This is a genomic window from Variovorax paradoxus, from assembly GCF_902712855.1.
Lineage (GTDB): Bacteria > Pseudomonadota > Gammaproteobacteria > Burkholderiales > Burkholderiaceae_C > Variovorax > Variovorax paradoxus_Q.
Map to the genome: position 1 here is coordinate 1,397,055 of NZ_LR743507.1, position 12,536 is coordinate 1,409,590.

9 protein-coding genes are annotated in these 12,536 nt (G+C 69.5%); 3 read left to right on the plus strand and 6 right to left on the minus strand.

The genetic code is table 11. The features are described 5' to 3' along the window. Positions 1-2: 2 nt before the first annotated feature. The 5 genes from AACL56_RS06210 to AACL56_RS06230 form a co-directional block, all read right to left on the minus strand. Positions 3-2,480 (minus strand): type VI secretion system Vgr family protein, encoded by a 2,478-nt coding sequence (locus AACL56_RS06210; RefSeq protein WP_339088948.1) that lies wholly within the window; start codon positions 2,478-2,480, stop codon positions 3-5. Positions 2,481-2,635: 155 nt separating this feature from the next. Next, complete coding sequence (locus AACL56_RS06215; protein ID WP_339088949.1) at positions 2,636-3,958, minus strand: MFS transporter; 1,323 nt, start codon at positions 3,956-3,958, stop codon at positions 2,636-2,638. Between the two features lie 195 nt (positions 3,959-4,153). After that, positions 4,154-4,846 (minus strand): thioredoxin family protein, encoded by a 693-nt coding sequence (locus AACL56_RS06220; RefSeq protein WP_339088950.1) that lies wholly within the window; start codon positions 4,844-4,846, stop codon positions 4,154-4,156. Between the two features lie 220 nt (positions 4,847-5,066). Then, complete coding sequence (locus AACL56_RS06225) at positions 5,067-7,307, minus strand: protein-disulfide reductase DsbD family protein (protein WP_425336990.1); 2,241 nt, start codon at positions 7,305-7,307, stop codon at positions 5,067-5,069. Between the two features lie 54 nt (positions 7,308-7,361). Continuing rightward, positions 7,362-8,138, minus strand: a complete 777-nt coding sequence (locus AACL56_RS06230; protein WP_339088952.1) for an alanyl-tRNA editing protein — start codon at positions 8,136-8,138, stop codon at positions 7,362-7,364. A 131-nt stretch (positions 8,139-8,269) separates the two neighbouring features. Here AACL56_RS06230 and AACL56_RS06235 point away from each other — a divergent pair, with 131 nt between their 5' ends. Then, entirely contained in the window at positions 8,270-9,640 is a 1,371-nt protein-coding gene (locus tag AACL56_RS06235) for a PQQ-dependent sugar dehydrogenase (RefSeq protein WP_339088953.1), read from the plus strand. Between the two features lie 49 nt (positions 9,641-9,689). On the opposite strand, the gene AACL56_RS06240 is transcribed toward AACL56_RS06235, so the two are convergent. Next, positions 9,690-10,244, minus strand: a complete 555-nt coding sequence (locus tag AACL56_RS06240; RefSeq protein WP_339088954.1) for a GNAT family N-acetyltransferase — start codon at positions 10,242-10,244, stop codon at positions 9,690-9,692. Positions 10,245-10,336: 92 nt separating this feature from the next. On the opposite strand from AACL56_RS06240, the gene AACL56_RS06245 reads away from it, so the two are divergent. Both AACL56_RS06245 and AACL56_RS06250 read left to right on the plus strand, forming a co-directional pair. Further along, positions 10,337-10,762, plus strand: coding sequence for a MarR family winged helix-turn-helix transcriptional regulator (locus AACL56_RS06245; protein WP_339088955.1), 426 nt, complete (start codon positions 10,337-10,339; stop codon positions 10,760-10,762). Between the two features lies 1 nt (position 10,763). Beyond that, positions 10,764-12,533, plus strand: a complete 1,770-nt coding sequence (locus tag AACL56_RS06250; RefSeq protein ID WP_339088956.1) for a chloride channel protein — start codon at positions 10,764-10,766, stop codon at positions 12,531-12,533. Positions 12,534-12,536: the final 3 nt, after the last annotated feature.

Consider the following 12,536-nt stretch of genomic DNA (forward strand, 5'->3'; position numbering starts at 1 on the left):
CCTCAGGCGGAGAAACGAAACCTGCCGTGCGGTGGCAAGGCGTTGGGTGTGTCGAACGACACGGTGGGAACCGGCCGGCTCGCCGGCCCGACCTGCGCATGCAGCGCGGCGTGCTCCTGCCAGGTGCCCGCGGTGCCATGCCTGATGCCCAGCGCACTCCACTCGGTGTAGCTGCCGCCGCCGATGATCACGACCTTCTTGCTCGCGGTGATGTGCAGCTCGCCCTCGACGCTTTTCATCACGAGGTCCTTGTGCGCGACCAGCACCAGCTCGTCCTTGTGCGCCTGGACTTCGATCGGACCTTCGCTCGCGACGAGCCTGATGCCCTGCCTGTGCGTGAAGGCCCTGATGCCGTCGGCGGCGCTTGCGAGCCAGCGCTTCGCGGCGCTGATGGAGACGTGGCCCTGGCTGGTGATAGCCGCGTGCTTGCCCGTGTGCAGGTGGATGCTGCCGGGCGTCGACGCCTCGATGCCCGCCGGGCTTGCGAGCACCAAATGGGGCTCGTCCAGTTCGGGGAAGGGTCGGCCCTTGCCTTGGATCGCGTCGTTCTGGGCAGCGAGCGATTTCTGAACCTCGTCCTGATCCGCTCCCCTGTCCTGTGCCCTGTGCACCTGCGCAGCTTCGGCCAGCGCTTCATGCTGGTCCTGTGCCGACGTCAGGCGGGCGACGGTTTCTCCCATGTCCTTGGCGTGGTTTGCCGCATGGCTCCTCGCTTCGGCGCTGATGAGCATCCCGTCTCGCGCCCTCAGCACGCCGTGGCCGTCCGTGCGCAGTTCGAAGCCTTCGCCTCTCGGGTCCCTGCGCCCGGCGTTGTCCTCGATCCGCGTGATCGCGCCGAGGCTGAGCTGGCTGTGCCGGTGATCGCTCCTGAGCTGCGCCTGGATCCCGCCTTCCGTGTCGTCGAGGATCAGGTGATTGCTGCGCCCCATCGCGGCGTTGCCGCCTTCGCTCGTGAGTTCCCTGGACCGGAAGCCGCTCAGCGCGCCTTGGCCGGGCAGCGCCCATGGCGGCATGTTGACCTGGTTGTGCACGCGCCCCGTGCAGATCGGCAGGTCCGCATCGCCACCGATGAAGCTGACGACGACCTCCTGGCCGATGCGCGGCAGGTGGATGCCGCCCAGCTGGTTACCCGCCCAGGGTGAGCTCACGCGCAGCCAGCAGCTGCTGTGCGCATCGCTGCCGCCGATGCGGTCCCAGGGAAACTGCACCTTGATGCGCCCGAGCGCGTCGGTCCAGAGGTTCTGTCCTTCGGGGCCGACGACCCGCGCGACCTGCGGGCCGTCGCAACGGGGCTTGCGCTGCGTCAGGGCGGGGCGAAGCGGCTCGGTGACTGGATGCGCGGTGAAGTCGACCTCGACCCGCCATTGCTGCTTTCTGCCGGAGGCTTCGCGGGGCTGGCTGTTCTCGCCGATGTCTTCGATGAGGAAGCGGGTGTCCAGCACGAGGTATTCGGTGTTGGCCTTCTCGCGAGGATGCCTGTTCAGCCTGAAGGTGCGCCCGGGCACCATGCCCCGGAGGTTGCCGCTGGCCTCGGCCCTGGCACCGTGGGTTCGAAGGGCCTGCATGCGCAGCAGGGCCAGCAGGCTGCCTTCGCTGCGAGGGTCGCGGGTGGCTGCATTGCCAGCGCCGGGCTGGGCGTAGTGGCTGCCGCCGGCCTCCGCATGCCATTCGTAGACCTCGGCATCGGCATGGCCCGTGGGGCGGGGGTCCTTCCGGCTCGCACCCAGGTCGGCCCGCGGCCGGGTGTAGTCGTAGTCCCGTGTCGCATACCGCCCGCTCGCGAGATGGCTCGCGGGCACGAAGCTGTGGATGTACTCCGCATCGAGCTTCCAGCCCGGGGCGTGGTACTCGACCTCCCTGTAAGCCGCACTGTCTGCCTGCCCGTAGGCCCCTATCGCATCGCACAGCACCAGGCGGTGCCTGCCGTGCGAATGCTCGAAGTGGTAGCTGATGCCCCACTCCTGGCACAGCCGGCTGAAGAAGGCGAAGTCGCTCTCGTTGAACTGGGTCTGGTAGTCGCGTGCGGGGTAGGTCTCGACCAGGCGCTTGTCCACCGGGAATGCGTAGTCCGCGAGCAGCGCGTCGAGGATCTGCACGACCGTCCGGTCCTGGAAGATCCTGCAGTCGGTGCGCAGCGTGGCCAGGTGCAGCCAGGGCCGCAGCGTGAGCTTGTACTGGACGTGGCGGCCTTCCTCGCCCCAGAGGGCCGCATCGGTGATGAGCGCGTTGATCTGGCGCACGCCCGAGGCGCCGTCGTCCAGGGCGATCTCGCAGCAGGCCTCGCGGCCGACGAACGCATCGAGATCGAAGTTCGCGGCCATCGACGCATCGAGGTTCGATGCATCGGGCGTCTTGAGCAGCAGCTCGTATTCGAAGAGGGCGTTCAGTGCCTCATGGCCCGACAGCCGCACGGGCTCCAATGCGGGACATTCGCGAACGACAGGAATGGCGGGAGACGAAACAGACAGCGTGCGCGGCATCGGCGACTTCCTTGGCGGGACAAGAGGTCGCGGCAGTTTGCGAGGACTGCCTGGCTCACACTGCTAACAATGGTCACGTTCGAAGGGGGCGGCCGCCAGTGCCCTGACCGATCCGTGAAAGGCGCCACACCCGGGGCGTTGCGCCGGCCCCGCGTTCAGACCACCGGCACGCGTCCCGCGTCCGCGGGGCTCACGTTGCGCCGGTACAGCACCAGCGTGGCAATCAGCCCGCAGACGGCGGCTGCCGTCATCCACAACCCCGGTGCACCCTTGTCGCCGGTCATCTCGATCAGCCCGGTCGCCACGGCCGGCGTGAAGCCGCCGAACAGCGCCGTGGCCAGGCTGTACGCGAGCGAGAAACCGGCCGTGCGCACGTTCACCGGCATCACTTCGGTCAGCGCCACCACCATCGCGCCGTTGTAGCTCGCATAGAGGAACGACAGCCACAGCTCCACCTCGAGCATGCGCGCGAAGCTCGGCGCGCCGACCAGCCACTTGAGCGACGGGTACGCGGTGAGGATGGTCAGCACCGTGAACAGGATGAGCAGCGGTTTGCGGCCCACGCGGTCCGACAGCGCACCCATCACCGGCAGCCAGATGAAGTTGGAGATGGCCACGCACAGCGTGACGACGAGCGCGTCGGTGGTGCTCAGGTGCAGCACGGCCTTGCCGAAGGTCGGCGTGTAGACGGTGATCAGGTAGAACGACACGGTGGTCATCGACACCAGCATCATCCCGGCCACCACCAGGCCCCAGTTGGCCACCGTCGACCGGAAGATCTCTCGTGCGTCGGGGCGGTGCTTGCGCGCCATGAACTCCTCGGTCTCCTGCAGCGAGCGGCGGATGACGAACAGCACCGGCACGATCAGGCAGCCCACGAAGAAGGGCACGCGCCAGTAGAAGTCGCCGATCTCCTGCGGGGTGAAGCTCACGTTGAGCCAGTAGCCGAGCGCGGCCGCCACCACGATGGCCACCTGCTGGCTGGCCGACTGCCAGCTCACGTAGAAGCCCTTGCGGCCCGGAGTGGCCATCTCCGACAGGTAGACCGACACGCCCCCCAGCTCCACGCCGGCCGAGAAGCCCTGCAGCAGGCGCCCGATCAGCACCAGCAGCGGCGCGGCGAAGCCGATGGTGGCGTAAGACGGCACGCAGGCGATGAGCAGCGTGCCCACGGCCATCAGTGCGAGCGTGACGATCAGGCCCTTGCGGCGGCCGACGCGGTCGACATACGCGCCGAGAAAGATCGCCCCCAGCGGCCGCATCAGGAAGCCGGCGCCGAAGGTCATGAACGTGAGCATCAGCGAGGCGAACTCGTTGCCCGCGGGAAAGAACGCCTTCGAGATCTGCGTGGCGTAGAAGCCGAACAGGAAGAAGTCGAACATCTCCATGAAGTTGCCGCCGGTCACGCGCAGGACGGTGGCGAACTTGGAGGCGGACGCGGCGGCGCCCGGTTGCGCGTCGATGGGCGCGTGGTTCATCTGGTGTCCCCTTGAGCGATGTGTGCCGCCAAGGGTAGGCCGGGCTCCCCGACCGCTGGCTGACGCGGCGAGTCAGGTAGCTGTCGTTGCGTCTTTCGGGGAGCGCCGCAGAGCCGGCCCTGCCGGGGCTGCCGGTGCAGCGCCCGGCAGCGGGTCGGGGAAGCGACGCGCAGTGCGCGAAGCCTGCGGCGGGAACTACGTCTTGTATTTGATCGAGCAGCCGTAGGGCCGCGTGCTGGCCGTCGATATCGGCTTGCCGCCGAAGGCCTCGCCCAGTGCCTGGTTCACGTAGTTGGTGGCGGTCTTGATGTCGTCGACCCGCGCCGAGGCGATGCTGTCGATGCCGCCCGCATACACGAGCGTGCCCTTGGGATCGATGATGAAGATGTGCGGCGTGGTGCGCGCGCCGTAGACCTGGCCGATCACTCCGTCCTCGTCCATGAGCACGGCGGTGGGCGCGGCCTTCTGCGACTTCATCCAGGCGTCGAGCGCGTCGGCCTTCAGGTAGTCGGTGGCTGCGCGCTCAGTGGAATTGATGGCCAGCCACACGACGCCCTTGTCGGTCGCTGCCTTCTGGGTGGCGGGCATGTTGCCGCTGCCGTAGTGCTTGCGCACGAAGGGACAGCCGGGGTTGGTCCACTCGAGCACCACGAACTTGCCGGCGAAGTCTGAAAGCTTGTGCTGGGCGCCGGTGGTGTCGACGGCGACGAAATCGGGCGCCTGCTGGCCCACTGCAGGGGCGGCGGCGGCATTGGTGCCCATGAGGAAGGTGGCGCCCAGCGCCACTGCGGCGGCGACGACGGCACGGCGGGAGGCCCGGCTCAGGGCGGCGCGGGCATGGCGCGCGGCGCGCAGGGAACGCGAGTCGGCGGTTGGCGAGAGAGACATGGCCAGCTTGAACTCCAAAGAAAAATTCCAAACAACAACTGCAGCTTAGAACGGTTTCTTCAAGTGCTTGTGACAACCCATGTCATTGTTCAGCGCTGCGTGCAAGAAAGATCGTCGTCTTTTCGTGGAACACCGCGGAACCGGCTTTGCCGGGCTGCTGGTGTTGCCCCCGGTAGGGGGTTGGAGAAGCGGCACGAAGTGCGCGCGGCCTGCGGGCGAGTCATAGGCTCGCGAGCGCGGCGCGGACTTCGTCCTTGCCCAGTATTTCCGTCAGCACCACGGGCGGCTTGCCCGGCGCCTGCAGCACGTACACCGGCACGCCGCTGCGGCCCAGCGCCATGAGCGCGGCGGTGATGGCCGGATCGCGGCGGGTCCAGTCGGCGCGCAGCATGGCGACCTTCTTGGCGTCGAAGTCGGCCAGCACCTGCGCGTCGGCCAGGGTGCTCTTCTTGTTGAACTGGCAGGTCACGCACCAGGCGGCGGTGAAGTCGATGAACACCGGCTGGCCGGCGCCCGAAAGTTCGGCCACGCGCTCGGCCGACCACGGCTGCCAGCGCTGGCCCGCCGCATCCTTGCCCGCGGCTGTCGCCAGCTGCGCCGGCTCTACGACTTGCAACACATTGCGCCCGATGGCGGCGGTGAGCACGGCGGTGAAGGCGATCAGCAGGCCGGCGATGACCACGCGCGTGCGCCCGCTCAGCGTGAGCGCCCAGACGACGGCCGCCATGCACACCAGCAGCGCCAGCAGCGTGCCCGCGCCGTCGATGCCGCTTTGCTGGCCCAGCACCCACACCAGCCACGCCACGGTGGCGAACATCGGGAAGGCCAGCAGGCGGCGCAGCGTGTGCATCCAGGGTCCCGGCTTCGGCAGCAGCCGCGCGATGGCGGGCACGAAGCCGGCCACGAGGTAGGGCAGTGCCAGGCCGAAGCCCAGCGCGGCGAACAGCAGCAGCGCCTGCGCGGCCGGCAGGCCGATGGCGAAGCCGAGCGACACGCCCATGAACGGCGCGGTGCAGGGCGAGGCGATGACCACGGCCAGCACGCCCGACAGGAAGTCGTTGGCCAGCGGATGCTTGGCCTGCGCGCTGCACACCGACGACGGCGCGGCGCGGCCGAACTCGAACACGCCGACCAGGTTGAGGCCGATCAGCGTGAACAGCGCCGCCAGCGCAGCGACGACGCCCGGCGACTGCAGCTGGAAGCCCCAGCCCAGCTGGGCGCCGGCCGCGCGCAGCGCCAGCATGGCGCCGCCGAGCGCGAGGAACGACAGCATCACGCCGCCCGTGTAGGCCAGTCCGGCCTTGCGGTGCGCGCTGTCGTTGCCCGCCTGTCGCGCGAAGCCCAGCACCTTGATCGCCAGGATCGGGAACACGCAGGGCATCAGGTTGAGCAACAGGCCGCCGAGCAGGGCGCCGAAGAGCGCAGCCAGGAAGGTGGTGGAGGAAGGGGCCGGGAGTTCGGTGGATGCTGCCGCGGCCGAGGTGGCGCCGGCGGCGTTCGCGGTCAGTGCGGCCTGCAGCGCCGGCGACACCTGGGCGCGCGGCGCCGTGGAGGGCCAGTCGCCCGTCACGGGCGGCTCGGCGCGCCAGGCCACCGGCTGGCCGGCCTGCCGGTCGGCCGCTGCCAGCGCCACCACCACGGGCATGACCGTCGGGCTCGCGCTGCGCTGGTCGGCCAGCGGGATCGACGCGGTCCACACGCCGTTGTCCCACGATTGGGTCCAGTCCTTGCCGGAAACGGCCGCGGTGCGGATCACCTCGGGAGTCTCGGGGAAGAAGCCCAACGTCTTGCCCTGCGCGGCGGCCGGCAGGCCTTCGAGGCGCACCTTCAGGTTGTGGCCGTCGACCTGAACGGAGCCCACCTGCTCGAGCGCCTGGGGCTGGGCCGCAGCGGCGGCGTCGAACTCGGCCTTGTGCAGCGCGGTCGAGCCTTGCAAAGGCAGCGACAGCGAGAACGTGCCTTCTTCCGGAATGCACTCCTTGCGGCACACCAGCCAGGAGGCCTTGAGCTGGATGTCCATGGCCGGCGTGCTGCCCAGGGCGACCGGCGGCTTATACAGCGTGGACACCTCCAGCGGCACCGGCAGCAGCACGGTGTTCTCGTAGCCGTAGTTGGCGAGGTTGCCGACCGGGAGCTTCTCGGGCACCGGCCAGGCGATCTCGCCGGTCGAGACGCCGGCCGGCAGTGTCCAGGTCATCTCGGTGGGCAGGCCCGAATCGCCGGCGTTCTTCCAATAGGTGTGCCACTCGGGCTGGTGCGTGATCTGCAGGCCCACCCACACCGGGGCGCCGGGCGTGACGCCGTCGGGCGCATGCGCGATCAGTTCGGCGCGCACGTGGGGTGTGGTGACCACGGCGCCGGGCTTGCTGCCCAATTCGGCGGTCGATTGCGCGGCAGCCGGCATGCAGGCTGCGGTGGTTGCTATCAGAAGCGTAGCGAATTGGATGCGCGAGAAGATCATGCCTGCAGTCGGAGCGCTCGATGGGGGCGAAGTTCCTGGATGTTCCCGGATGTTTCAGGCGGCAGTGGGGGCAACGGCCGGTGCCCAGCCGAGCACCACGCGGCGGCTGTTGGCGCTCTTCTTCTCGATCTTGGTGACCACCACCGCGCCGATCTCCGACGTGTTCGCAACATGCGTGCCGCCGCAGGGCTGGAGGTCGATCTGCACCTCGCCCTCGCCGGTTCCGCCGATGCGGATGGTGCGCACCGTGCCCGTGCCGCGAGGGGGCTGCACGCTCATGCTCTTGACCAGCGCCGGGTTGGCATCGAGTTCCTCGTCGGTGATGGCGCCCACGGTCAGCGGGTGGGCCGCCTCGACCAGCCGGGCGAGGCCGGCCGTCAGCGCGTCCTTGTCGAGCGGCTCGGTCATGTGGAAATCGAGCCGTGCGTACTCGGGGGTGATCGAGCAGCCGTTCACCGGCTGCGGCACCAGGTGGCACAGCAGGTGGGTGGCGGTGTGGAAGCGCATCAGCCGGTGGCGGCGCTCCCAGTCGAGGCGTGCGGTCACGGTGGCACCGGGCGCCAGTGCCGCCAGCAGGTCGGCCTGGCCGGGCGCGGGCACGTGCACGAACTCGCTGGTCGGCTGGCCCTCTTCGTTCTTCGCCTTGCGCGTGTCGGCAATGACGAGCTCGCGCCCGTCGGCCATGACCAGCACGCCGCTGTCTCCGGCCTGTCCGCCGCCCAGCGGGTAGAACACGGTGCGGTCGAGCACGATGCCGGCATCGTCGATGCGCAGGATGCGGGCCTCGCAGCTGCGCAGGTAGGCGTCGGCGCGGAACAGGTCGTCGGTCATGCGGCGATGGTAGCGGCGATGCGCGAATGGGGTGCGCCCACGCCAGAAAGCGCCCACGACCGACAACCCCGCACCGGCCCGCCGTGGATCATCCGCCCGGTATGCGGCATCCGGCCGCGCAAGGAATACGCATGAAAGCACCGCAGCAAGCACCCACCCGCGTGGCATCCGCATGGCAGGCCGGCGCCTCGGCCCTGGCCGTCGCGCTGCTCGTGGCAGGCTGCGGCGAGGCGGCCAAGCTGGCCCCCGAGCTCACCACCGGCCCGCGCCCGCAGCTCGCCCCCCCGAACAAGACACTGATTCCCACCGTCAACGTCGCTCCCGCCGTCGGCTGGACCGACACCGCCACGCCGACCCCCGCCGAAGGCCTCCAGGTGACGGCGCTGGCACGCGGCCTCGATCACCCGCGCTGGGTCTACACGCTGCCCAACGGCGACATCCTGGTGGCCGAGAGCAACAAGCCGCCCAAGCCCGGCGGCAGCAGCGACGGCGGCAGCGGCCTGTTCGCCAAGGTGCGCAACTGGGTCATGGGCAAGGTCATGGGACGCGCCGGCGCGGGCGTGCCCAGCGCCAACCGCATCACGCTGCTGCGCGACGCCAACGGCGACGGCCTGGCCGAGGTGAAGCAGGTGTTCATGACCAACCTGATGTCGCCCTACGGCATGGTGCTGGTCGGCAACGAACTCTTCATCGCCAACGCCGACGCGCTGGTGAAGGTGCCCTACACCGAGGGCCAGACCTCGATCAGCGCCAACCCCACGCTGGTGACGCAGCTGCCCGCGGGCATCAACCACCACTGGACCAAGAACGTCATCGCCAGCGAAGACGGCAGCAAGCTCTACGTGACGGTGGGTTCGAACAGCAACATCGGCGAGAACGGCCTCGCCGCGGAAGAGGGGCGCGCCGCCATCTGGGAGGTCGACACCAAGACCGGCGAGAAGCGCCTCTACGCCAGCGGCCTGCGCAACCCCAACGGCATGGGCTGGGAGCCCGAGTCGAAGGCGCTGTGGACCGTGGTGAACGAGCGCGACGAGATCGGCAGCGACCTCGTGCCCGACTACCTCACCTCGGTGAAGGACGGCGCCTTCTACGGCTGGCCGTGGAGCTACTACGGCGGCATCGTCGATGCGCGCGTGACGCCGCAGAACCCCGAGATGGCAGCCAAGGCCATTGCGCCCGACTACGCACTCGGCTCGCACGTCGCGCCGCTGGGCATGGCCTTCTCGCGCGCCGGACTCATGCCCGAGCAGTACGCCAGCGGCGCCTTCATCGGCGAGCACGGCTCGTGGAACCGCAAGCCCAAGTCGGGCTACAAGGTGGTGTTCGTGCCCTTCATCGGCGGCAAGCCCAGCGGCCCGCCGGTCGATGTGCTGACCGGCTTCCTGACCGCCGACGAGAAAGCGCAGGGCCGGCCGGTGGGCGTGGCGCTCGACAAGGGCGGTGCGCTGATCGTGGCCGACGACGTGGGCAACGCCGTGTGGCGGGTGACGAAGGCGAAGTAGCCTTGCCGCCCGCTCCGCCCGCTCCGCCCGCTCCGCCCGCTCTGCCGGTTCAGCCCTTCGGCCGGGCGATGCGGTAGAGCCGGTGCCGGCGCAGCGCGTGCCCTTCGGGCACCAGCGGATGGTCGAAGGCGCCGGCCATGTCTTCCTTCATGCCGATGCGCTCCATCACCGCCGCCGAACGGACGTTGTTCCATGCGGTGAAGGCGACGATCTCGTCGAGCCCGAGCTGCTCGAAGCCGACCTGAAGCGCGCCGCGTGCCGCTTCGCTCGCGAAGCCCTGGCCCCACCATTCGCGCGCCAGGCGCCAGCCGATTTCCACGCATGGCGAGAACGGCAGCGCGACCGCCGGTGAATTCAGCCCGGTGAATCCCATGAACGCGCCGGACGCCTTGTGCTCCACCGCCCAGAAGCCCCAGCCGTTCTCGGCGAAGCGCTGCCGCAGCCGCTCGACCATGGCGTCGCTGTCGGCGCGCGTGGGCAGCGGAAGCAGGAACTCCATCACCTGCGGGTCGCAGGCGAGCGCGAAGAACGGAGCGAGATCGCTCTCGCGCCAGGCACGCAGCCGCAGCCGCGCGGTGTCGAATTCGATGGGTGAGGTCGTCATGCCGCAGATTCTGGCGTAACGCATTTATGTCATGACGTGATATATTTGCGGCCGTTTCAGACGCATCACACACGCCACCCGGGCGATGTTCCATGGCCTCCACACCCCGCAAGCTCGCGAAGAAAGACTTCGAGTCGCTGTCCCAGTTCCGCTACCAGATGCGCCGCTTCGAGCGCTTCTCCGAGCGCGCCGCGCAGGCCGAAGGCCTCACGCCGCAGCAGTACCTGGTGCTGCTGCACATCAAGGGCGTGCCGGGGCGCGACTGGGCCTCGGTCGGCGAGATCGCCGAGCGTCTCCAGCTGCAGCCGCACGGCGCGGTGGCGCTGGTCACGCGCTGCGAGGCGCTCGAGCTGGTGCAGCGCCGGTCCAGCGAAACCGACCGCCGCCAAGTTGAGGTGCACCTGCTCGCCAAGGGCGAGAAGCTGCTGCTGCGGCTGGCCGAACTCCACCGTGCGGAACTGCGCTCGCTCAAGGGCGTGTTCGACGTGCCGCAGATCGATCTTCCCGACATGCCATGACATGAACTCCAGGAAAAGCACCTCCCATCCGCCGCGCGGCGACTTCGCGCTCAACACGCGCCTCATGCGCATCACCGTCATGGCGGCCGTCATCGGCGCCATCGGCACCGTGGCCGCGCGCGTGCTGCTCGACCTGATCCGCTTCTTCACCAACCTGTTCTTCTTCCAGACCTTCTCGCTGGCCGAGCATTCGCCCGCGCAGCACACGCTGGGCGCATGGGTGATCGTGGTGCCCGTCGTCGGCGGGCTCATCGTCGGCCTGGTCGCGCGCTATGGTTCCGACAAGATCCGCGGCCACGGCATTCCCGAGGCCATCGAGGCGATCCTGTTCGGCAAGAGCAAGATGTCGCCGAAGGTCGCGCTGCTCAAGCCGCTGTCCTCGGGCATCGTCATCGGCAGCGGCGGGCCGTTCGGCGCCGAGGGGCCGATCATCATGACCGGCGGTGCCATCGGCTCGCTGATCGCGCAGCACTTCCATCTCACCGCAGCCGAGCGCAAGGCGCTGCTGGTGGCCGGCGCCACCGCCGGCATGACGGCGGTGTTCGGCACGCCGGTGGCGGCCGTGCTGCTGGCCGTCGAACTGCTGCTGTTCGAGCTGCGTCCCCGCAGCCTGTTGCCGGTGGCCGTGGCCTGCGCGGTGGCGGGCTTCGCGCGGCCGCTGCTGATGGACCCCGGCCCGCTGTTCCCGCTGCAGACGGCCGTGCCCGGCCCGCTCGCCATGCTGTCGTGCGTGATCGCCGGCGTGCTGTGCGGCGCGCTGTCGGCGTCGCTGTCGCTCTCGCTCTACAAGGTGGAGGACTGGTTCGGCAAGCTGCCGCTGCACTGGATGTGGTGGCCGGCCATCGGCGGGCTGGCCGTGGGCATCGGCGGCTATTTCCAGCCGCGTGCGCTGGGCGTGGGCTACGACGTCATCGGCGACCTGCTGCACGGGCATCTCGCGCTCGGCGTGGTGGCCGCGCTGCTGGCCGTGAAGGCGGTCATCTGGGTCATCTCGCTGGGCTCGGGCACCTCCGGCGGCGTGCTCGCGCCGCTGCTGATGATGGGCGCCGGCCTGGGCGCGGTGCTGTCGCACGTGCTGCCGGGCAACGACCCGTTGCTGTGGCCGCTGGTGTGCATGGCGGCCACGCTCGGCGGCGTGATGCGCGCACCGCTCACCGCCACCATCTTCGCCTTCGGACTCACGCACGACAGCAACGCGCTGCTGCCGCTGCTGGCCACCTCGGCCGTGGCCTACGGCTTCACGGTGCTGACCATGCGGCGCTCGATCCTCACCGAGAAGATCGCGCGCCGCGGCTATCACATCTACCGCGAGTACGGCATCGATCCGCTCGAGCGGCATTCGGTGGACGAGGTGATGACGCGGGACGTGCGCAGCATCGACGCCGCCATGCCGGTGGCGCAGGCGCTGCACGCGCATTTCGGCGAAGGGCAGTCGCACCGTGCGTTCCCGGTGCTGCGCAACGGCGCGGTGATCGGCGTGGCCGATCGCGCGATGCTGGCCGCACGCGGCGCCAGCGACCCGATCGCGACGGTGGGCGACGCCTGCGCCGACGCACCGCTGTACTACGCGCTGCCGGGCGAGAACTGCCGCACGGTCGCCACGCGGCTTGCGCGCCACCGGCTCGAACGGCTGCCGGTGGTGAAGGATGCGCACACGCTCGCGCTGGTCGGCCTTGTGGCGCGCAGCGACCTCATCAAGCCGTCGCTCGCGCACTTCGACGAGGAAGAGAAGCGCGAGCGCATGCGCGGGCTGCCCTGGCAGTCCACCTAGCGG

Coding starts and splice junctions, on each gene's coding strand:
- AACL56_RS06210 (WP_339088948.1), bottom strand. CDS start 2,480: ATGCCGCGCACGCTGTCTGTTTCGTCTCCCGCCATTCCTGTCGTTCGC.
- AACL56_RS06215 (WP_339088949.1), bottom strand. CDS start 3,958: ATGAACCACGCGCCCATCGACGCGCAACCGGGCGCCGCCGCGTCCGCC.
- AACL56_RS06220 (WP_339088950.1), bottom strand. CDS start 4,846: ATGTCTCTCTCGCCAACCGCCGACTCGCGTTCCCTGCGCGCCGCGCGC.
- AACL56_RS06225 (WP_425336990.1), bottom strand. CDS start 7,307: ATGATCTTCTCGCGCATCCAATTCGCTACGCTTCTGATAGCAACCACC.
- AACL56_RS06230 (WP_339088952.1), bottom strand. CDS start 8,138: ATGACCGACGACCTGTTCCGCGCCGACGCCTACCTGCGCAGCTGCGAG.
- AACL56_RS06235 (WP_339088953.1), top strand. CDS start 8,270: ATGAAAGCACCGCAGCAAGCACCCACCCGCGTGGCATCCGCATGGCAG.
- AACL56_RS06240 (WP_339088954.1), bottom strand. CDS start 10,244: ATGACGACCTCACCCATCGAATTCGACACCGCGCGGCTGCGGCTGCGT.
- AACL56_RS06245 (WP_339088955.1), top strand. CDS start 10,337: ATGGCCTCCACACCCCGCAAGCTCGCGAAGAAAGACTTCGAGTCGCTG.
- AACL56_RS06250 (WP_339088956.1), top strand. CDS start 10,764: ATGAACTCCAGGAAAAGCACCTCCCATCCGCCGCGCGGCGACTTCGCG.